Annotated in this window: 20 protein-coding genes; 7 read left to right on the forward strand and 13 right to left on the reverse strand. The window is 67.7% G+C overall.

The genetic code is table 11. From position 1 onward, the window contains the following. Positions 1-48: 48 nt before the first annotated feature. A complete protein-coding gene (locus HGB51_RS06140; RefSeq protein ID WP_070209681.1) occupies positions 49-651 on the reverse strand; it encodes a TetR/AcrR family transcriptional regulator in 603 nt (200 codons plus the stop codon). Positions 652-754: 103 nt separating this feature from the next. On the opposite strand from HGB51_RS06140, the gene HGB51_RS06145 reads away from it, so the two are divergent. The 3 genes from HGB51_RS06145 to HGB51_RS06155 all read left to right on the forward strand — a co-directional run bounded on the left by HGB51_RS06145 (position 755) and on the right by HGB51_RS06155 (position 4,661). Next, complete coding sequence (locus HGB51_RS06145; RefSeq protein WP_171966759.1) at positions 755-1,651, forward strand: alpha/beta fold hydrolase; 897 nt, start codon at positions 755-757, stop codon at positions 1,649-1,651. After that, positions 1,648-4,125, forward strand: coding sequence for an acyl-CoA dehydrogenase (locus HGB51_RS06150; protein WP_070209453.1), 2,478 nt, complete (start codon positions 1,648-1,650; stop codon positions 4,123-4,125). Before HGB51_RS06145 ends, HGB51_RS06150 begins: the two co-directional genes overlap by 4 nt. 62 nt (positions 4,126-4,187) lie before the next feature. Next, positions 4,188-4,661, forward strand: coding sequence for a hotdog fold domain-containing protein (locus HGB51_RS06155; RefSeq protein ID WP_070209452.1), 474 nt, complete (start codon positions 4,188-4,190; stop codon positions 4,659-4,661). Positions 4,662-4,918: 257 nt separating this feature from the next. Here the strand turns inward: HGB51_RS06155 and HGB51_RS06160 are convergent, their stop codons facing one another. Then, positions 4,919-5,275, reverse strand: a complete 357-nt coding sequence (locus tag HGB51_RS06160; RefSeq protein WP_070209451.1) for a DUF1304 domain-containing protein — start codon at positions 5,273-5,275, stop codon at positions 4,919-4,921. Between the two features lie 29 nt (positions 5,276-5,304). Continuing rightward, a complete protein-coding gene (locus HGB51_RS06165; protein WP_070209450.1) occupies positions 5,305-6,636 on the reverse strand; it encodes an NTP/NDP exchange transporter in 1,332 nt (443 codons plus the stop codon). Positions 6,637-6,738: 102 nt separating this feature from the next. Here HGB51_RS06165 and HGB51_RS06170 point away from each other — a divergent pair, with 102 nt between their 5' ends. Beyond that, positions 6,739-8,319 carry a GMC family oxidoreductase gene (locus tag HGB51_RS06170; protein ID WP_070209449.1) on the forward strand — a complete coding sequence of 527 codons (1,581 nt, stop codon included), beginning with the start codon at positions 6,739-6,741 and terminating at the stop codon, positions 8,317-8,319. A gap of 141 nt (positions 8,320-8,460) precedes the next feature. Next, positions 8,461-9,864: a serine hydrolase domain-containing protein gene (locus HGB51_RS06175; RefSeq protein WP_070209448.1), complete on the forward strand. Its 1,404-nt coding sequence runs from the start codon at positions 8,461-8,463 to the stop codon at positions 9,862-9,864. 248 nt (positions 9,865-10,112) lie between these two features. On the opposite strand, the gene HGB51_RS06180 is transcribed toward HGB51_RS06175, so the two are convergent. The 9 genes from HGB51_RS06180 to nudE all read right to left on the reverse strand — a co-directional run bounded on the left by HGB51_RS06180 (position 10,113) and on the right by nudE (position 17,053). Beyond that, a complete protein-coding gene (locus tag HGB51_RS06180) occupies positions 10,113-10,664 on the reverse strand; it encodes a histone (RefSeq protein ID WP_171966760.1) in 552 nt (183 codons plus the stop codon). Between the two features lie 731 nt (positions 10,665-11,395). Then, entirely contained in the window at positions 11,396-11,791 is a 396-nt protein-coding gene (gene gcvH, locus HGB51_RS06185) for a glycine cleavage system protein GcvH (protein ID WP_070208779.1), read from the reverse strand. A 66-nt stretch (positions 11,792-11,857) separates the two neighbouring features. Beyond that, positions 11,858-12,970: a glycine cleavage system aminomethyltransferase GcvT gene (gcvT, locus tag HGB51_RS06190; protein WP_070208780.1), complete on the reverse strand. Its 1,113-nt coding sequence runs from the start codon at positions 12,968-12,970 to the stop codon at positions 11,858-11,860. Between the two features lie 134 nt (positions 12,971-13,104). Further along, on the reverse strand, positions 13,105-13,536 hold the full coding sequence (locus HGB51_RS06195) for an NfeD family protein (RefSeq protein ID WP_070208781.1): 432 nt from the start codon (positions 13,534-13,536) through the stop codon (positions 13,105-13,107). 1 nt (position 13,537) lies between these two features. After that, complete coding sequence (locus tag HGB51_RS06200; RefSeq protein ID WP_070208782.1) at positions 13,538-14,500, reverse strand: SPFH domain-containing protein; 963 nt, start codon at positions 14,498-14,500, stop codon at positions 13,538-13,540. Positions 14,501-14,560: 60 nt separating this feature from the next. Beyond that, complete coding sequence (locus HGB51_RS06205; protein WP_070208783.1) at positions 14,561-14,884, reverse strand: YnfA family protein; 324 nt, start codon at positions 14,882-14,884, stop codon at positions 14,561-14,563. Further along, a complete protein-coding gene (gene mazG / locus HGB51_RS06210) occupies positions 14,881-15,693 on the reverse strand; it encodes a nucleoside triphosphate pyrophosphohydrolase (RefSeq protein ID WP_070208784.1) in 813 nt (270 codons plus the stop codon). The genes HGB51_RS06205 and mazG overlap by 4 nt, the downstream gene beginning before the upstream one ends. An 11-nt stretch (positions 15,694-15,704) precedes the next feature. Further along, positions 15,705-16,508 carry a 3'(2'),5'-bisphosphate nucleotidase CysQ gene (cysQ, locus tag HGB51_RS06215; RefSeq protein ID WP_070208785.1) on the reverse strand — a complete coding sequence of 268 codons (804 nt, stop codon included), beginning with the start codon at positions 16,506-16,508 and terminating at the stop codon, positions 15,705-15,707. Beyond that, a complete protein-coding gene (gene nudE, locus HGB51_RS06220; RefSeq protein WP_070208786.1) occupies positions 16,505-17,053 on the reverse strand; it encodes an ADP compounds hydrolase NudE in 549 nt (182 codons plus the stop codon). The genes cysQ and nudE overlap by 4 nt, the downstream gene beginning before the upstream one ends. 62 nt (positions 17,054-17,115) lie before the next feature. On the opposite strand from nudE, the gene bioA reads away from it, so the two are divergent. Both bioA and HGB51_RS06230 read left to right on the forward strand, forming a co-directional pair. Then, a complete protein-coding gene (gene bioA, locus HGB51_RS06225; protein ID WP_070208787.1) occupies positions 17,116-18,507 on the forward strand; it encodes an adenosylmethionine--8-amino-7-oxononanoate transaminase in 1,392 nt (463 codons plus the stop codon). After that, positions 18,498-19,232 (forward strand): 16S rRNA (uracil(1498)-N(3))-methyltransferase, encoded by a 735-nt coding sequence (locus HGB51_RS06230; RefSeq protein ID WP_070208788.1) that lies wholly within the window; start codon positions 18,498-18,500, stop codon positions 19,230-19,232. Before bioA ends, HGB51_RS06230 begins: the two co-directional genes overlap by 10 nt. A gap of 32 nt (positions 19,233-19,264) precedes the next feature. On the opposite strand, the gene HGB51_RS06235 is transcribed toward HGB51_RS06230, so the two are convergent. Continuing rightward, positions 19,265-19,732: a chemotaxis protein CheW gene (locus tag HGB51_RS06235; protein WP_070208789.1), complete on the reverse strand. Its 468-nt coding sequence runs from the start codon at positions 19,730-19,732 to the stop codon at positions 19,265-19,267. Between the last annotated feature and the right edge of the window lie 4 nt (positions 19,733-19,736).

The following is a 19,736-nucleotide window of genomic DNA, read 5'->3' on the forward strand; positions in this document are numbered from 1 at the left end:
ACACAAAAAAAGCCGCTTTCGCGGCTTTTTTCGCATATGCACCGTGCTTCACCCGATCGGGATCAGCGTCTCGATCACATGCTCCACGTACGCTTCGAAATCCTCGCGCGCCGGCTTGGGCTGCTGCAGCTGCAGCGACAGCTGCAGGAAGCCGACGTAAGCCGCATAGGCCAGGCGTGCACGGTGCTGCGCATCAGTGCGGCTCAACCCGGCCTGGCGGAACGAAGCGACCAGATATTCCAGGCGACGGTGCGATACGCGGTCGATCACCGGGCGCACCATCGGGTGGTCCAGTGCCTTGAGCAGTTCGCTGTAGATGATGTGCGGCTGCACTTCGTGCGCCACCACCTGGAACAGCTGGCGCAGGCGTGCGCGCGGATCGGGCACGTCTTCCAGGCTGCCGAACACCTGTTCCTGCTCGAACAGCTCCCAGCGCTCGAGCGCGGCCTGCAGCAGCGCATCACGCGAAGGGAAATGCCAGTAGAAACTGCCCTTGGTCACCCCGAGGCGACGCGCCAGCGGCTCCACCGCTACGGCGCCGACACCTTGTTCAGCGATGAGGTCAAGGGCGGCCTGCGCCCAGTCTTCCGCGCTCAGGCGGCTGTTGCGTCCGGCACGGGGCTCGCCGGCGGTAGCTTCAGGTTCATTCATGCTGATGATTTAACCATACGCCGGGGTCGGTTTGTGTGGAATTCACACTTCAACCATACCCACCGGTATTGACAGGCCCGAAGGCAGGTCCATACTAGCCGGTATGGTAACGCCCACCCTCCGCCTGACTGCCGCCCACGACACCGTGCTGGCCGCCACCCGCAGCGCCCCCGGGCGTCGCGGCACCGTGCTGTTCGCGCATGGCTTCGGCCAGACCCGGCACGCCTGGACCGCCACTGCGCAATCGCTGGAAGTCGCCGGCTACCAGACCCTGGCCTACGACGCGCGCGGCCACGGCGATTCGGACTGGAACCCGGCCGAGCTGCCCTATCACGGCGAACAGTTCGCCGATGACCTGATCGTGCTGGCCGGCGAACAGCCGCAGCCGCCGGTGCTGGTGGCCGCCTCGATGGGCGGCCTGTTCGGCCTGCTCGCCGAAGCGCGCTGGCCGGGCCTGTTCTCGGCGATGGTGCTGGTCGACATCACCCCGCGCTGGGATACCGCCGGGGTCGAAAAGATCCTGATGTTCATGACCGCGCACCCGGACGGGTTCGCGTCACTGGAACAGGCCGCCGACGTGATCTCGGCCTACATGCCGCACCGCCCGCGCAAGTCGGAAGACTCGCTGCGAGCGCTGCTGCGCGCGGACGGCCATGGCCGCTGGCGCTGGCATTGGGACCCGCGCCTGGTCGCCGAACTGGCGCGCGACAGCGAACAGCACCAGGACGCGCTCGCCGAGGCGGCGCGCCAGGTGAAATGCCCGGTGCTGCTGGTCAGCGGCGGGCGCAGCACCCTGGTCACCCCGCAAACGGTGGCCGAATTCCTGGCGTTGGTACCGCACGCCCGCCACGTGCAGTTGCCGGAGGCCACCCACATGGTCGCCGGTGACGACAACAACGCCTTTACCGCTACTGTGTTGGACTATCTGGACGTGTTGCCCTCGGCCTCCGCCGTGGCACTGTCCGCCACAACCGAGCACGTCACCGGAGCACGCTCATGAGCTATGTCGTCCCCTTCCTTGCCATCCTGCTGGCAGGCGCCGTCGTCGCCTACCATCGCGGCCGGCTGATCACCTGGACGCTGGCCAGCCTGGCGCTGCTGGCGGCCTGCTGGTTCATTCCCTGGGTCAACCAGACCGCCACGATCGTGGCCGCGGCCATCGTCGCCGTCATCGCCGTGCCGCTGCTGCTGCCGTTCATCCGCAAGCCGCTGCTGACCGCGCCGATGATGAAGGTGTTCCGCAAGGTGCTGCCGCCGCTGTCGCAGACCGAGCGCATCGCCCTGGAAACCGGTTCGGTCGGTTTCGAAGGCGAGCTGTTCACCGGCGACCCGGACTGGAACAAGCTGCTCAACTACCCCAAGCCGCAGCTCACCGCTGAAGAACAGGCCTTCCTGGACGGCCCGGTGGAAGAACTGTGCGCGATGGTCAACGACTGGGAAATCACCCACGTCTACGCCGACCTGCCGCCGGAACTGTGGGCCTTCATCAAGAAGAACAAGTTCTTCGGCATGATCATTCCGAAGGAATACGGCGGCCTCGGCTTCAGCGCGCTGGCCCACCACAAGGTGATCCAGAAGCTGGCCTCGGTGTCGAGCGTGGTCAGCTCCACCGTCGGCGTGCCGAACTCGCTGGGCCCGGGCGAACTGCTGGTGCATTACGGCACCCAGGCGCAGAAGGACCAGTACCTGCCGCGCCTGGCCGACGGCCGCGAAGTGCCCTGCTTCGGCCTGACCGGCCCGTTCGCCGGTTCGGACGCCACCTCGATTCCCGACTACGGCATCGTCTGCCGTGGCGAGTGGAACGGCGAGCAGGTGCTCGGCGTCAAGCTGACCTTCGACAAGCGCTACATCACCCTGGCCCCGGTCGCGACCCTGATCGGCATGGCCTTCCGCATGTACGACCCGGACGGCCTGATCGGCCCGACCCGCGACATCGGCATCACCCTCGGCCTGCTGCCGCGCGACACCGCCGGCGTTGAAATCGGCCGCCGCCACTTCCCGCTGAACTCGACCTTCCAGAACGGTCCGATCCGCGGCAAGGAGGTCTTCATTCCGCTGACCCAGCTGATCGGTGGCGCGGAAATGGCCGGCAAGGGCTGGAACATGCTCAACGAGTGCCTGGCCGTTGGCCGCTCGATCACCCTGCCCTCCACCGCCAGCGGCGGTGCCAAGGCCGGCGCGGTGGTCACCGGCGCCTATGCACGCATCCGCAAGCAGTTCGGCCTTTCGGTCGGCCGTTTCGAAGGCGTGGAAGAAGCGCTCGCGCGCATCGGCGGCAAGGCCTACGCGATCAGCGCCCTGTGCCAGGCCACCGCGGCCGCGGTAGATCGCGGCGACGTACCCTCGGTGCCGTCGGCCATCGCCAAGTACCACTGCACCACCATGAGCCGTGAAGTGATCTCCGACGTCATGGACGTGATCGGCGGCAAGGGCATCATCCTCGGGCCGCGCAACTTCGCCGGCCGCAGCTGGCAGGCCGCGCCGATCGCGATCACCGTGGAAGGCGCCAACATCATGACCCGCAGCCTGCTGATCTTCGGCCAGGGTGCGATCCTCTGCCACCCGTGGGTGCTGAAGGAAATGAAGGCAGCGCAGGATCCGGACACCCGCGCCGGCGTGGAAGCGTTCGACCACAGCCTGTTCGGCCACATCCGCTTCGGCATTTCCAACGCCGTCCGCTCGTTCTGGCTCGGCCTGACCGGTGCCCGCTTCGGCGCGGCCCCGGGCGACGCCTACACCCGCCGTTACTTCCGCAAGCTGGACCGCTACTCGGCCAACCTCGCGCTGATGGCCGACATCTCGATGATGACCCTGGGCGGCAAGCTCAAGTTCAAGGAATCGCTGTCCGGCCGCCTGGGCGACGTGCTGAGCCACGTGTACATGACCAGCGCCATGCTCAAGCGTTACCACGACGAAGGCGCACCGGCGGCCGACCAGCCGCTGCTGGCCTGGGCGTTCCATGACAGCGTGCACAAGATCGAAGAGTCGCTGTCGGCTGCCCTGCGTAACTTCCCGATCCGTCCGATCGGCTGGCTGATGTGGCTGCTGATCTTCCCGTTCGGCCGTCGTGCAGAGGCTCCGGGCGACCGCCTGGGCCACCGCGTCGCTGCCCTGCTGATGGCCCCCAACGAAGCCCGCGACCGCCTCGCCAGCGGCGTGTTCCTGACCCCGTGCGAGAACAACCCGGGTGGCCGCATCAACAGCTACCTGTCCAAGGCGATCATGGCTGAGCCGGTCGAGCGCAAGTTCATCAAGGCGCTGAAGACCAAGGGCATCGAAGCCCTCGACTTCACCGCCCAGCTGGACGAAGCCGTGGCCGAAGGTGTGATCACCCAGGACGAGCGCACCCTGCTCGAAGAGCTGCGCACGCTGACCATGGACACCATCACCGTGGACGACTTCGAACCGCACGAACTGCGTTCGGCCAGCTACTACGACCGCGAACGCAAGGACGCCCAGTCGCAGGCGGCATAACCGCCATCAAGCTGCACCCCAACGGCGGACCTCGGTCCGCCGTTTTTTTTGAGGACGAATCCATGGCCGCACCCCTGTTGACCCTCTACCACCGCATGCAACGCTGGCCGGCCGGCCAGTGGCTGTTCTCCCGCGCGGTCTGCTTCAAGGCGCCCTACTTCGCCAGCATCGCCCCACGCATCACCCGGCTCGAGCCCGGCCGCTGCGAAGGCCGCATCGCCCACCGGCGAAAGGTCACCAACCACATCGGCACCGTGCACGCGATCGCCCTGTGCAACCTGGCCGAACTCACCGCTGGCCTGATGGTCGACGCCTCGCTGCCGCGCGGCATGCGCTGGATTCCGAAGGGGATGGAAGTGAAGTACCTGGCCAAGGCCACCGGCACGCAGCATGCGGTGGCGGTACCGGAGGTGCCGATTGTCGCGGCGGAGGCGGGGTATGGGTTGCCGGTGAAGGTTGTCGTCAGCGATGACGGCGGCACCGCCGTGTTTGAAGCCAGGATCGAAATGTGGGTTTCGCCGGTCAAGCGCAGCTGACCCCGCGTTTCCCGTGGCCACCTGCCAACTATCGGAGGGTCGACCGGGGTCGGTTTGCGGGGGAATCGGCGCCATGGATGGCGACCGCTTAGCCCCCATGGACGGGTTTACGGCGACCCCGCAAACCGGCACCGGGCGGCCCAAACCAGGGAAACCGCGCACCCCACGGCTGTTCGCCTGAATCCAACAGCAGCCGGGCAGAGCCCGGCGCTACGGACGGTGTGCAATCCGGGACGGTGTGCACGTACGGCCTGCAATCAAGCCGGCACGAACTGCCAGGCGATCACGGCGAGGATCGCAGGCACTGCCTGGATGAAGAAGATCCGCCGGTTGACGCTGTACGCCCCGTAGCAGCCCGCCACGATCACGCAGCCCAGCATGAAGTTCACCAGCATCGGCAGGTGATCGAACAACCCCCAGAACAGGCCTGCCGCCAGGAAGCCGTTGTACAGCCCTTGGTTGGCCGCCAGCACCCGCGTCAGCTCCGCCTTCTCCGGCGTGTTGCGGAACGTCTTCAGCCCCAGCGGGCGCGTCCACAGGAACATCTCCAGCACCAGGAAGTACACGTGCAACAGCGCGACCACCAGGGTCAGGATTACTGCGGTCCAGTACATGCGCACACCTCGAACAAGTTGGAAACAGCTTACTCCGGCCGCTCCGCCGGCAGCTTCTTTTCTTCGCGCAGCAGCCCGAATGCCGCCGTCGTCATGATGCCTGCCACCACCAGCCCGCCCGCGAACACCGCGCTCGAACCGAACACCGACAGCCCCTTGTGCACCCACGCGAACGTCAGATCACCCGCCCGGTACACTACCGTGTCGATCGCCGCGCCCGCCTTGTAGCGCCACTGCCGGTCCACCCGCGTGAAGATCGTCTCCCGCGCCGGCTTCGCCAGCGAAAACTCACTCGCCCGCGTCAGCACCTGCACGATCGCCACCATCACCGGCAGCGGCGACGCCGCCAGCACCGAAAACCCCGCGATGATCGCAAAGCCCGGAATCAGCAGCGCCGGCGCGATCCCGAACCGCGACAACAGCCAGCGCGTCACCCCCAACTGCAGCACCAGCGTCAGCGCATTGATCGCCAGATCGATCCGCGAATAGAACGCCGTGCTCGCCGCCGCGTCCGTATACAACCGCCGCACGATCGACGCCTGCTCGTTGTACAGCAGCGTCCCGATTCCCACCCCGAACACCACCATCACCGCCAGCCAGCGCAGCAGCGGCTCGCGCGCGATCAGCCTCAGCCCGTCCAGCACGCCCCCGCCCATCGGCGTCTCCCCCGACACCAGCTGCTGCTCCCGCTCGCGCGCCACCGCCCACAGGCGCAGCCGCCAGATGCAGAACAGACAGATGCACAGGAACCCCGCCGACACCAGCATCAGGTTCGCGATCCCCACCCGCTGCACCAGCGTCGAGGTCAGCGTCGGCCCCAGGAACGCGCCGATCGTCCCCGCCGCCCCGATGTACCCGTAGAACGCCCGCGCCTGCACGTTCGAGAACACATCCGCCATGAAGCTCCAGAACACCGCCACCGCGAACAGGTTGAACACCGCCGCCCAGAAGAAGAACAGCATCCCCCGCCCCGGCACCCCGCTGTCGAACAGCACGTAGAAACCCAGCAGCGTCGCAATGAAGAACCCGTACACCAGCGGCAGGAACACCCGCCGCGGATAACGGCTCACCAGCGCCCCGTACAGCGGCTGCAACACCACCATGATCACGAACACCCCCGTGAACAGCACCTGCAGCACGAAGTCCTGCAGCGCGATCCCGCGCCCCGCGAACCACCCGATCAACGCCGGCGGGAACACCGCCTGCAGGTCCGCCGACGCCGCCATCGCCTCGCGTACCGGGCGCAGCACGTAATAGCCGCTGAGCAGGCAGAAGAAGTACACGCACGCCCACAGCAGCGGTGGCGACTGGCGCAGCGCCGCGCGCAGCCCCGTCGGCGCGGTCGAAGGTACGGCGGTCATGGCGCGTGCGCATTCCAGGCGATAAAGCGCGCACGGTAAACGATGCACCGCAACATCGCCAGTGGTGCCTTATGCTGGCCCGATCACCGTTGGGGAGCGGGCATGTACGACTACATCATCGTCGGAGCCGGATCGGCCGGCTGCGTCCTGGCCAACCGGCTCAGCGCCGACCCGCACTGCCGCGTGCTGCTGCTCGAAGCCGGCCCGCGCGACCGCAACCCCTTCATCCACATGCCTGCCGGCCTCGCCCGCCTGGTCAACAACCGCCGCATCAACTGGAACCTGTACACCGAACCGCAACCCGCCCTCGACGGGCGCCGCCTGTGGTGGCCGCGCGGCAAGGTGCTCGGCGGCTCCAGCGCCATCAACGCCATGTGCTACGTGCGCGGCGTGCCCGCCGACTACGACCGCTGGGCCGCCGCCGGCGCCACCGGCTGGGACTGGGACCAGGTGCTGCCCTGGTTCCTGCACAGCGAAACCAACAGCCGCGGCGCCAGCGAATGGCATGGCGACGCCGGCCCGCTCTCCGTCGCCGACCTGCGCCACCACAATCCCCTCTCCGACGCCTTCATCGACGCCGCCGTCCAGGCCGGCCACGCCCGCAACCCCGACTTCAACGGCGCACGCCAAGCCGGTGTCGGCCTCTACCAGGTTACCCAGCGCGACGGTGCACGCTGCTCCAGCGCCACCGCCTACCTGCGCCCCGCGCGCGGTCGCCGCAACCTCACCGTGCTGACCGGTGCCCGTGCGCGCGCCCTGAGCTTCCAGTGCGACACCGCCACCGGCGTCTACTTCCACCAGCATGGCGAGCACCGGCACGCCCTCGCCGCGCGCGAGGTCATCCTCAGCGCCGGTGCGATCCACTCCCCGCACCTGCTGATGCTGTCCGGCATCGGCCCGCATCGCCAGCTGCGCGCCCACGGCATCAGCACCCGCGTCGACCTGCCCGGCGTCGGCGGCAACCTGCAGGACCACCTCGACATCTGCACCCTCGTGCACACCCACCCCGGGGTCAGCTACGACCGCAGCAACCAGGCCCGCATCGCCTTCGACTATTTCCTGCGCGGCCATCGCGGGGCCGGCACCAGCAACATCGCCGAAGCCGGCGGCTTCGCCCGCTCCCCGCTCGCCCCCGATGCCGGTGCCGACGTGCAGTTCCACTTCGTGCCGGCCATGCTCGACGACCACGGCCGCCACCGCCTGCCCGGCGACGGCTACACCCTGCACGCCTGCGCGCTGCACCCGCGCAGCCGCGGCCGCATCCACCTGCGCGACGCCGACCCTGCTTCGCCGCCGCGTATCGAACCCAACTACCTGGGCGATGCCGACGGCCACGACCTCGCGATGATGCGGCACTGCGTGCGCATGTCGCAGCAGATCCTCGCCCAGCCCGCCTTCGACCGCTGGCGCGGCGCGCCGATCTTTCCCGCGCGCACCGAGCTGGACGACGCCGCGCTGGATGCCTTCATCCGCGCCAAGGCCGAAACGATCTACCACCCGGTCGGTACCTGCGCGATGGGCCAGTACGCCGATGCCGTGGTCGGCCCCCAGCTGCGCGTGCACGGCGTGCGCGGGCTGCGAGTGGTCGACGCCTCGGTCATGCCCAGCCTGGTCAGCGGCAACACCAACGCGCCCACGATCATGATTGCCGAGCGCGCTGCCGCCTGGCTGCGCGGCACCTGAACAGGCCCTCACATGCGGCCCTCCGTCCCCTGCAAAAACCGGGCCTTTTCAATGCGATACGCATTCATCTTCGCTCAATTTGTGCAATCACGAAAAGCGGCGCTAGAATCGGCCCAAGCAGCTGCGCACAGGCCTTACACGATGAAAGAAAACAGCAGGCGCCGACCGATCCGTTCGGCGGCCACCGGTTTGCTGGGCATGCTCATGCCCATCGCCATGTCCTCCACCGCCCAGACCCCGAGTGCGGCCCCGGCGGCGCTTTCGGCGGCACTCCCGGTCAACATTGAAAACAGCGCCGCGCCTGCCATCGCGCATACCCAGCCCGCCGCCTACCGGGCCACCTCGACCACGCCGACCGTGCTGCCGCCGGCTGCCGGTTTCAACGTGGCCAACATCGAATCGATGGCCCAGCAGCTCACCTATGGCGAGCGCGTGCCGGGCATGGCCGTGGCGATCGTGCAGGGCGGCCGCGTGCTCAGCGCGCGCGGCTATGGCGTCACCGACGTCAACAACCCGCAGATGGTCGACGCGCACACCGTGTTCCGCCTGGCGTCGCTGTCCAAGGCCTTCGCCGGCACCATGGCCGGCCTGCTGGTCAACGACGGCACCCTGCGCTGGGACAGCAAGGTCACCGACTACGTGCCCGGCTTCCAGCTGAGCACGCCCGAAGCGACCGACCGGCTCACCGTTGCCGACCTGCTCAGCCATCGCGTCGGCCTGCCCTACAACGCCTACGACCGCGACGTGGAAGCCAACGCCGAGTACTACACGCTCACCCACAAGCTCGCCTCGACCTCGCTCAAGTGCCAGCCGGGCGACTGCTACGCGTACCAGAACGTGGCCTTCAGCCTGATCGGCGACGTCGTGTACGCCGCCTCCGGCAGCTTCTACGAGCAGTCGGTGGAACGCCGCCTGTTCAAGCCGCTGGGCATGGACGATGCCAGCCTCGGCCTGGCCGGCATCCAGGCCAGCTCGCGCTGGGCGCGTCCGCACGTGCGCAGCCGCAATGGCTGGGTGTCGCTGACCCCCAAACCCACCTACTACCGCCTGGCGCCTGCCGCGGGCGTCAACGCCAGCGCCAGCGACATGGCGCAGTGGCTGCTCGCCCACACCGGTCACCGCCCCGACGTGCTGCCGGCGCCGTTGCTGGCCACCCTGCATTCGACCCTGATCAACACCCCCGGCGAAATGCGTTCGGGCTGGCGCCGCGAGCGCCTGCACTCGGCCGGTTACGCGCTGGGCTGGCGCAACTTCGATTACGCCGGGCATGAGGTGATCTTCCATGCCGGTGCCGTGCAGGGCTATCGCGGCCTGGTCGCGCTGGTCCCCGAGCGCGACCTCGGCATCGCCATCATGTGGAACGGCGAAAGCAGCCTGCCCAGCGGCCTGCTGCCGACCGTGCTCGATGCGGCCATAGGCCTGCCCGCGCAGCGCTGGCTGGACGTGGACACCGACTTCGGCAGCGACAACCTGATGACCGAAGACAGCAGCCCGGCAAAGCGCAAGGGTGTGTCGTCGGATCGGGCGGTGGCTTCGCCGCGGTAAGGCGATCTGGATCCTGGATGCTGAAAAGCGGCCTACGGGCCGCTTTTTTGTTTGTGCACGCATCATTGCCGGTAGTGCCGGCCGCTGGCCGGCTCTCGACACCACCTGGGCCGGCCAGCGGCCGGCGCTACATATCGGAATCAACGTTCGTTGATCCCTCGCGGGAGGGATTTTTTTTCGGCGCAAAAAACAACTCCCTCCCGCTGGGCTGCCGGGAAGGAGTTTCAGGTACGGCTATCGGGAATCGATCAGATCAGCGGTGCCGGGGTTGCCGGCAGGGCGACCGGTGCAGCCTTCTTCTTGCGGACCGCCGGCTTGCGCTTGGCGACCTTCTTCACTGCCTTCTTGGCCGAGGCCTTCTTGGCGGCCGGCTTGCGCGCGGTGGCCTTCTTGGCGGTGGCCTTCTTGGCGACCTTGCGGACTGCCTTTTTCGCAGTCTTCTTGGCGGTCTTCTTGGCAGCTGCCTTCTTGGCTACCTTGCGGACGGCCTTCTTGGCGGTCTTCTTGGCAGCCGCCTTCTTGGCTACCTTGCGGACGGCCTTCTTGGCGGTCTTCTTCACTGCCTTCTTGGCGGTCTTCTTGGCGGCGGCCTTCTTGGCGACCTTGCGGACCGCCTTCTTTGCCGTCTTCTTCACTGCCTTGCGGGCAGTCGCCTTCTTGGCTGCCTTCTTCACCGTCTTCTTGGCAGCCGCCTTCTTGGCTACCTTCTTCACGGCCTTCTTGGCAGCCGCCTTCTTGGCGACCTTCTTTACGGCCTTTTTGGCGGCCGGCTTTTTCTTCGCAGCTTTCTTGGTTGCCATGGGATGGCTCCTCGTCAGTGATCTATGGAGTTGAAACGCCCAGGTAAAGCAAACCCGCCATTACAGCGTTGCGGGGACCGCCGTCGCGTCATGCGCGTCGTGACGGATACGGAGATACCGACCAGGAACTGCCAGGCGGGTATCGAAGGTGGGGTGACCTTGCATTTCACCGGAGGAAGCGAACCCGACTCCACCGTCCTCGGACGCGCGGTGGATGTTCTGGTTGTGCTTCGCGACTGGATGTCGATTCGGTTGGCTCGTTTCGCAGGCAAGGTCTGCTGAGGCGAAACCTAATCACGCTTTTTTTCACTGTCAACAACCCCCGCGAAAAAATTTCACATAGCGGGGGGCCGACGCGCCCGTGCCACACCCTCTGCAGGCGCCTGTCGGGACCGTGTCGAACCGACTCGAACCGACGCGCGCGCCACGGTCGTCGTCGATGCGTTGAAAGAAAAACACTTAAAAGAAGCACTTTCGCTTCAACGACCTGCATGCAGCACGCGCCAACGCCACGCCGCGACGCGGATGCCATCGAACGTGCAGGCGCTTCCCGCACGGCGCCAAAACGGGGGCGAAAACTTTTCACATCCGGCAACGCTTTTTGCGTCCGGATTCGCGCAACTGCGCAAACTTTTGGCGGCCGCCGGGCGCCGCCTTCTTGCCGGTTACGTGCATCGGCCAAAAAAAAACGGCCGCACCAGGCGGCCGTTTCTGTTCCGGGAAGAGGAGGATCAGTTGTCCTCGTCGTCCAGGCCTTCGGCGTAGTCGTCCGGTTCCAGCAGGTCGTTCAACTCGTCCTTGTTGGACAGCTCGACCACGAACATCCAGCCGTCGCCATAGGCGTCTTCGTTGATGGTTTCCGGCTTGTCGGCCAGGGCGCTGTTGACCTCGACCACCTTGCCGGAGACCGGGCTGTACACGTCCGAGGCGGCCTTGACCGACTCGACCACGGCGATCTGCTCGCCGGCCTTGGCATCGGCGCCGACTTCCGGAAGCTCGACATAGACCAGGTCGCCGAGCAGGCCCTGGGCGTGGTCGGAAATGCCGACGGTGACGCGGTTGCTGTCGTCAACGCGCGCCCACTCGTGGGACTTGAGGAATTTGAGGTCGCCGGGGATCTCGCTCATGGGACTGCTCCGAAGATTTACAGGGGGTCAGGAAAACGCGGGTAGTGTAACCGGATGGAACGCAGCTCAGCCTTCGCCGAGAACGCCGGGCTGGGCCTGGCCTTCGCGCACGAACGGGAACTTGACCACGCGCACCGGCACCTGCCGGCCGCGGATGTCCACATGCACCTGGCCGAGTTCGCCGGCCGGCACGCGTGCGAAGGCGATGCCCTTGCCCAGGGTCGGCGAGAACGTACCGGACAGGATCTCGCCACTGCCGCTGGCGGTGTTCACTGTCTGGCCGTGGCGCAACACGCCCTTCTCGTCCATCACCAGGCCGATCATCTGGCGCGCGTCGCCGGCGGCCTTCTGCGCTTCCAGCACGTCGCGGCCGATGAAGTCGCGGCCTTCGTCCAGCGCCACGGTCCAGGCCAGCGCGGCTTCGTACGGGCTGATCGCCTCGTCCATGTCCTGGCCATACAGATTCATGCCGGCTTCCAGGCGCAGCGTGTCGCGCGCGCCCAGACCGGCCGGACGCACGCCGGCACCGGCCAGTGCATTCCAGAACGCGACCACCTGTTCCTGTGCGACCAGGATCTCAAAACCGTCCTCGCCGGTGTAACCGGTGCGGGCGACGAACAGCGGCGCGCCGCTGGTCGCGGTGGCCTCGAGCGCGGCGAAGCGGCCCAGCTTCTGCAGCGCGGCGCGGTCGCCTTCGGCAACCAGGCCGATCACCTTCTCGCGCGCGGTCGGGCCCTGCACGGCGATGATCGCCAGGTCTTCGCGCTCGGTGACCGCCACGTCGAAGGACGCAGCCTGCTCGCGGATCCAGGCCAGGTCCTTCTCGCGGGTGGAGGCATTGACCACCATGCGGAAGAAGTCCTCACCCAGGTAATAGACGATCAGGTCGTCGATCACCCCGCCCTGCTTATTGAGCATGCACGAGTACAGCGCCTTGCCCGGGACCTTGAGCTTGTCCACCGAGTTGGCCAGCAGGCGGCGCAGGAACGCACGCACCTTCTCGCCGCGCAGGTCGACCACGGTCATGTGGCTGACGTCGAACATGCCGGCGTCGGCACGCACCAGGTGGTGTTCGTCCAGCTGCGAGCCGTAGTGGATGGGCATGTCCCAACCGCCGAAATCGACCATCTTGGCGCCGAGCGCGCGGTGGGTATCGTTGAGAAGCGTCTTCTGGGTCATGACCACAATCCGGGAAATAAATGGTGCTGCCGGGCGCTTCCCGGCAGGCCTCCATTATCCCAGAACCGCCCCGTCAACGCCTGCGGCGGTGCGCAATGCTGACGCGCAGCCACGCAGGGCGTGGCTCTACCGGATCAGACCGGCTGCACTTTGAGCGTCATGCCGTCCACGGCTACCACGCGCACCGGGGTGCCGGCGGGCAGGTCGGGACCGGCCACCACCCAGAACGCATCATCGACCTTGGCGCGGCCAACTCCGGCCACGATCGGCTGGTCCAGTGCCACCACCCGCCCGATCAGCTGCTCGGCACGCCGGTTCAACAACGGCGCGTCGGTCTCACGCGCACGCTTGCGTCCCCACTGCCGGTAGCACTGGATCGAGACCACGCTGAGCAGCACGAACGCCACCACCTGCCACAGCAGCGGGATGTCGGCGAATACGGCCACCAGCACGAACACGGCCGCCGCGCCGATCCCGATCCAGAGCATGAACGCGCCCGGCGCCAGCGCCTCGGCGGCGAACAACACCAGCGCCAGTGCCCCCCACCCGACCACTTCCCAGCGCATCTCAGCCTCCGATGCGCGGCGGCACCGCGCGGGTGGTCTTCTTTTCTTCCTGCTTCGCGAACGCTTCCTTGGCCAGTTCGGCCACGCCGGCGATGGAGCCGATCACACCGCTGGCTTCCATCGGCATCAGCACCAGCTTCTGGTTCGGCGAGGTCGCCAGTTCCTTGAACGCTTCCACGTACTTCTGCGCAATGAAGTAGTTGATGGCCTGCACGTCGCCGCTGGCGATCGCTTCGGACACCACCTGGGTGGCCTTGGCTTCGGCTTCGGCCAGGCGCTCGCGCGCTTCGGCGTCGCGGAACGCGGCTTCCTTGCGCCCTTCGGCCTCCAGCACGGCGGCCTGCTTCTCGCCGTCGGCGCGCAGGATCTCGGACTGGCGCGAGCCTTCGGCTTCGAGGATCTGCGCGCGCTTTTCGCGCTCGGCCTTCATCTGCCGGGCCATCGCATCGAGCAGGTCGCGCGGCGGCTGGATGTCGCGGATCTCGATGCGGTTGACCTTCACCCCCCACGGGTTGGTGGCGTGGTCGACCACGCTCAGCAGCTGGGCGTTGATCACCTCACGCTGGCTCAGCGATTCGTCCAGGTCCATCGAGCCGATCACGGTACGGATGTTGGTCTGCACCAGCGCGATCATCGCCACTTCGAGGTTGGCGACCTCGTAGGCGGCCTTGGACGCGTCCAGCACCTGGAAGAACACCACGCCGTCCACGCGCACCGCGGCGTTGTCCTTGGTGATGACCTCCTGGCTCGGCACGTCCAGCACCTGCTCCATCATGTTCACCTTGCGGCCGACCCCGTACACGATCGGGATGAGGAAATGCAGGCCGGGGGTCATGGTGTGGGTGTAGCGGCCGAAGCGCTCGACCGTCCACTCGTAACCCTGCGGCACCATGCGCACGGCCTTGAACAGGATCACCACGGCCACGAAGGCCAGGATCAGCGAGAACAGCACGGTTGGAAACATGGGGGTACTCCTTTCCCGAACGTAACCCCGAATATACCGCCGATCGCGGCGGCCGCCCGCCTAGGTTGCGCGCGGCGCGAACATGATCACCGCCATGCCGGCCAGGCACAGCCCGACCCCCAGCAGATCCCAGCGGCTGGGCCGGATCCCGTCCACCACCCACAACCAGGCCAGCGCGGTACCGATGTAGACACCGCCATAGGCGGCGTACACGCGCCCGCTGGCGGCCGGGTGCAGGGTCAGCAGCCAGGCGAACAGGGCCAGGCTGGCGGCGGCCGGCAGCAGCAGCCACGCGCTGCCATCGCGGCGCAGCCACAGCCAGGGCAGGTAGCAGCCGACGATCTCGGCCACGGCGGTCAGCACGAACAGCAGGAACGTGTTCACGAGCTCACTTCGCCGGCCTTGGCCTGCTCCCACAGCCGTTCCTGCGCCTGCAGGTCGAGCTCGGCCATGGACTGGCCATTGGCGGTCGCCTGCGCTTCCATCGCGCGGAAGCGGCGTTCGAACTTGTGGTTGGCGTGGCGCAGCGCCGCGCCGACGTCCACCTTCGCGTGTCGGGCCAGGTTGGCGCAGACGAACAGCAGGTCGCCCAGTTCCTCCTGCAGCCGGGCCTGGTTGTCCTGGACCGGGCCGCGCGCGAACTCGGCGGCCACTTCATCCAGTTCCTCGCGCACCTTGTCCAGCACCGGCGCCGGACCCGGCCAGTCGAAACCGACCCGCGCCGCGCGCGCCTGCAGCTTCACCGCACGCTGCCATTCGGGCAGCCCGCGCGAGATCCCGGCCAGCGCGGAGTGGTCGGCGTCGCCCTTGGCGGCACGTTCGGCGCGCTTGATCGCTTCCCAGTTGCTGTTGACGTCTTCGGCACCATCGACCTGCACCTGCGCAAACACGTGCGGGTGCCGGCGGGTCATCTTGTCGCTGATCGCGCGCGCCACCTCGGCGAACCCGAACGCGCCCTGCTCGCTGGCCATCTGCGCATGGAACACCACCTGCAGCAGCAGGTCGCCGAGTTCGTCGCAGAGATCGTCCATGTCGCCCCGGTCGATCGCGTCGGCCACTTCGTAGGCTTCTTCGATGGTGTATGGGGCAATGCTGGCGAAATCCTGCTGCAGGTCCCACGGGCAGCCGTCGCGCGGATCGCGCAGGCGCGCCATGATGCCCAGCAGGCGGTCCAGTTCGGCAGGTGCGGACATCGGTGCTCCGGTCAGTCGGGTAGCCAGGTGCGCCACGGCAGGCGGGTGTCGCCCAGGGCGATGAAGTCGCCGTTCAACAGGGTTTCGCGGCGGTTGTAGCGGAACGGCTTGCCGGTGGCGGCCGAGAGCACCGCGCCGCCGGCGGCATGCAGCACGCACTGGCCGGCGGCGGTGTCCCATTCGGCGGTGGGGCCCAGCCGCGGGTAGACATCCAGGGTGCCTTCGGCGAGCCGGCAGAATTTCAGCGATGAGCCCTGCGCGACCACCTCGATCTCGCCCATGCGGTCCAGCAGCGCCTGGGTCTGCACGCTGCGGTGCGAGCGGCTGGCGGCGACCTGCAGCGGCGGCAGCGCCGGGGTGCGGGTGCGCAGCACCGTGTCGTGAATACCGTCGCGGCGGTACGCCAGTTCACCGCGCATGGCGTGCCACGCGACACCGCTGACCGGGGCCAGGACCACGCCGAATGCGGGCGCGCCCTGGTAGATCAGTGCGATGTTGACGCTGAACTCGTCGTTGCGCTTGACGAACTCGCGGGTGCCGTCGAGTGGATCGACCAGCCAGTAGGCGCCCCAGTGGCGGCGCACTTCCCACGGCACCTGCGCCGATTCCTCGGAGAGGATCGGCAGGTCCGGGGTCAGCTGGCCCAGGCCACGCAGGATCACCTGGTTGGCGGCCAGGTCGGCCGCGGTGACCGGGCTGCGGTCGGACTTGATCTCCACGTCGAACGGACTGGCATACACCTCGCGGATCGCCTCTGCGGCATCCTGGGCGATGGCGATCACCGTTTCGCGCAGCGCGGTGGTGAGCTTGATCATTCCCCGCGTTCCAGCCACTGCCGGGCGATGAACAGCGCGGCCAGCGAGCGGCCTTCGGAGAAGTCCTCGCGCAGCATCAGCTGGTCCAGATCGGCCAGCTTCCACGGCACCACTTCCAGCTCTTCGGGTTCGTCGCCGACCAGCCGCTCCGGATACAGGTCGCGCGCCACCACCAGATACGACAGGTGGCTCATGTAGGTCGGGGCCAGGGTCATCGCGCGCAGCACGTCGACCCGCCGCGCGCCGTAGCCGGCTTCTTCCTTCAGTTCGCGGTCGGCGGCCTGCTCCGGGGTTTCGCCGGCGTCGATGCGGCCCTTGACCAGGCCCAGCTCGTAGCGGTGGACGCCCGCAGCGTATTCACGCACCAGCAGCACGGTCTCGTCGTCCAGCATCGGCACCACCACCACCGCGCCATGGCCGCGGCTGACCAGGCGCTCGAAACGGCGGCGTTCGCCGTTGGAGAACTCCAGGTCCAGGTGCTGGCGCTGGAACGGGCCGCTTTCCTCGTCCGTGATCTGGTGGATGGTGGGCAGCGGACGGGTCATGCGAACTGGCTCTTGGAGATCGATAGAATGCAGGCAGGTGAAAACGTGTCCATGAGCCCGAAATGCTAGCAGACCCAGCCCCCTTCACGCTGGCCGACCAGTGGCGGCAACGCGACCTGGCCGTGTTGTGGCACCCGTGCACGCAGATGCGCGAACACCCCGACACCTTGCCGCTGGTGCCGATTGCACGGGGTGAAGGCCCGTGGTTGATCGATCACGACGGGCATCGTTACCTGGACGCGGTGAGCAGCTGGTGGACCAACCTGTTCGGCCATGCAGAACCGCGCATCGGCGCGGCCATCGCACGCCAGGCGACCCAGCTGGAACAGGTGATGCTGGCCGGCTTCAGCCATGAACCGGCGGTGCAGCTGGCCGAACGGCTGCTGGCGATCGCGCCGCGCCAGGCCGGACGCGCGCCGTTGTCCAAGGTGTTCTACGCCGACAACGGCTCGGCCGGGGTCGAGGTCGCGCTGAAGATGGCCTTCCACTACTTCCGCAACCGTGGCGAACTGCACCGTACCCGCTTCGTGGCGCTGGAGAACGGCTACCACGGCGAAACCCTGGGCGCGCTCTCGGTGGGCGACATCCCACTGTACCGCCGCGTGTATGCGCCGTTGTTGACCGAGGCGCTGTTCGCACCCTCGCCGGACGCGTACCTGGCCGAACCCGGGCAGAGCGCGGCGCAGCGTGCGCACGAGGCCGCCGACCGCCTGGCCGACCTGTTCGACCAGCACCCCGGGGAGATCTGCGCGGTGATCCTGGAGCCGCGCCTGCAGTGCGCCGGCGGCATGCGCATGCACGACCCGGTATACCTGAAGCGTGCCCGGGAACTGTGCGACGCCAACGGTGCGTTCCTGATCGCCGACGAGATCGCCACCGGGTTCGGCCGCACCGGCACCCTGTTCGCGTGCGAACAGGCCGGGGTGATGCCGGACCTGCTGTGCCTGTCCAAGGGGCTCACCGGCGGCTTCCTGCCGCTGGCCGCGGTGCTGGCCACCCAGGCGCTGTACGACGCGTTCCTGGACGACAGCCGCGAGCGCGCGTTCCTGCATTCGCACAGCTACACCGGCAACCCGCTGGCCTGCGCCGCCGCGCTGGCGACGCTGGACATCTTCGCCAGCGAGGACGTGATCGCGCGCAACCGCAGCACCGCCGAGGTGATGCGCCGGCTGGCCGCGCCGTTCACCGATCACCCGCAGGTGGCCGACGTGCGCCAGGCCGGGATGGTGGTGGCGTTCGAGCTGACCCGCAACGGCGACAGACGCACGCCCTTCCCTGCCGAAGCGCGGGTCGGGCTGCGCGCCTACAACGCGGCGTTGCGGCGCGGCGTGGTGCTGCGCCCGCTCGGCAACGTGCTGTACTGGATGCCTCCCTACTGCGTGGAGGACGAACACCTGGACCTGCTGGCCCAGACCACCCTGGCTGCCATCGAGGAAGCTGTTGCATGCGCGTGACCCGTTCCTACGTCGATCTCCCGCTGGCCGTGGGCCAGACCGTGTCGTTGCCCGAAGAGGTGGCCAACCACCTGGTGCGGGTGATGCGCCTGCGCGAAGGCGAAGGCTGCGTGCTGTTCAACGGCGACGGCCACGACTACAACGCCACGTTGGTGGAATCGGGCAAGCGCGAGGCGCGTGTGCAGATCGCCTCGGCACAGGTCATCGACAACGAGTCGGCGCTGTCGATCACGCTGCTGCAGGGCATCGCCCGTGGCGAGAAGATGGACCTGATCCTGCAGAAGGCGACCGAGCTGGGGGTGCAGGCGATCGTGCCGGTCAATGCGGAACGCACCGAAGTGAAGCTCGATGCCGCGCGGGCGGAGAAGCGCCTGGCGCACTGGCGCAGCGTGGTGGTCTCGGCCTGCGGCCAGTCCGGTCGCGCGCAGGTGCCGACGGTGGCGCCGCCGCAGAACCTGCAGGAGGCCGCGCTGGCGATGCCGGCAGCTGCGTTGAAGCTGACCCTGGATCCCGTGGGCGAACACCGGCTGTCGACGTTGTCGGCCGCGCCCGGTGGCGTGGTGATTGCGATTGGGCCGGAAGGCGGCTGGTCGCCGCGTGATCGGCTGGCGCTGCAGCAGGCCGGTTTCCAGGGCCTGCAGTTGGGGCCGCGGATCCTGCGTACGGAGACGGCGGGGTTGGCGGCGATTGCTGCGATCCAGGCGCGGCTGGGCGATCTGGGGTAGCAGCCACGCAGGGCGTGGCTCTACCGGTTTTTTTACGCCGGCAGGGCTTCGTCGAGCGCGCTTTCCAGTGCGTCCAGGTCCGGCAGCAGCGCGCTCAGCTCGCCCAGCAGCACGCGCATGTGCACGCCCGGCGGCAGCGCTTCTTCCGACGCGTCGGCGAGCAGGCCGTCGCGCGGGACCGAGATCAGCTGCGGGAAGTTCGGGGTCACCAGCGCGAAGTACGGGCGCTTCGCATTGCCGCCCAACGCCTTGAGTACCACCACCTTGTTCTTGACCACGCCCTGCTCTTCGCCCAGCCCGGCGTGGCGCGCGAACGACATCAGTGGGACGTCCCAGCCCTGCCACTGGATCTGGCCGAGCAGCCAGGCGGGCGTGTCGGCCACCGGGGTGACACTGGCGGCGGCCAGCATTTCGGCCACCGTCGCGTTCGGGACCAGGACCCGGTCGTGACCGGCCTGGATCAGTACTCCGCGGATTTCGTCGTTGCTGGCGTAGCTCATGGTG

It is taken from the genome of Stenotrophomonas bentonitica, from assembly GCF_013185915.1.
Classification (GTDB): Bacteria; Pseudomonadota; Gammaproteobacteria; order Xanthomonadales; family Xanthomonadaceae; genus Stenotrophomonas; species Stenotrophomonas bentonitica.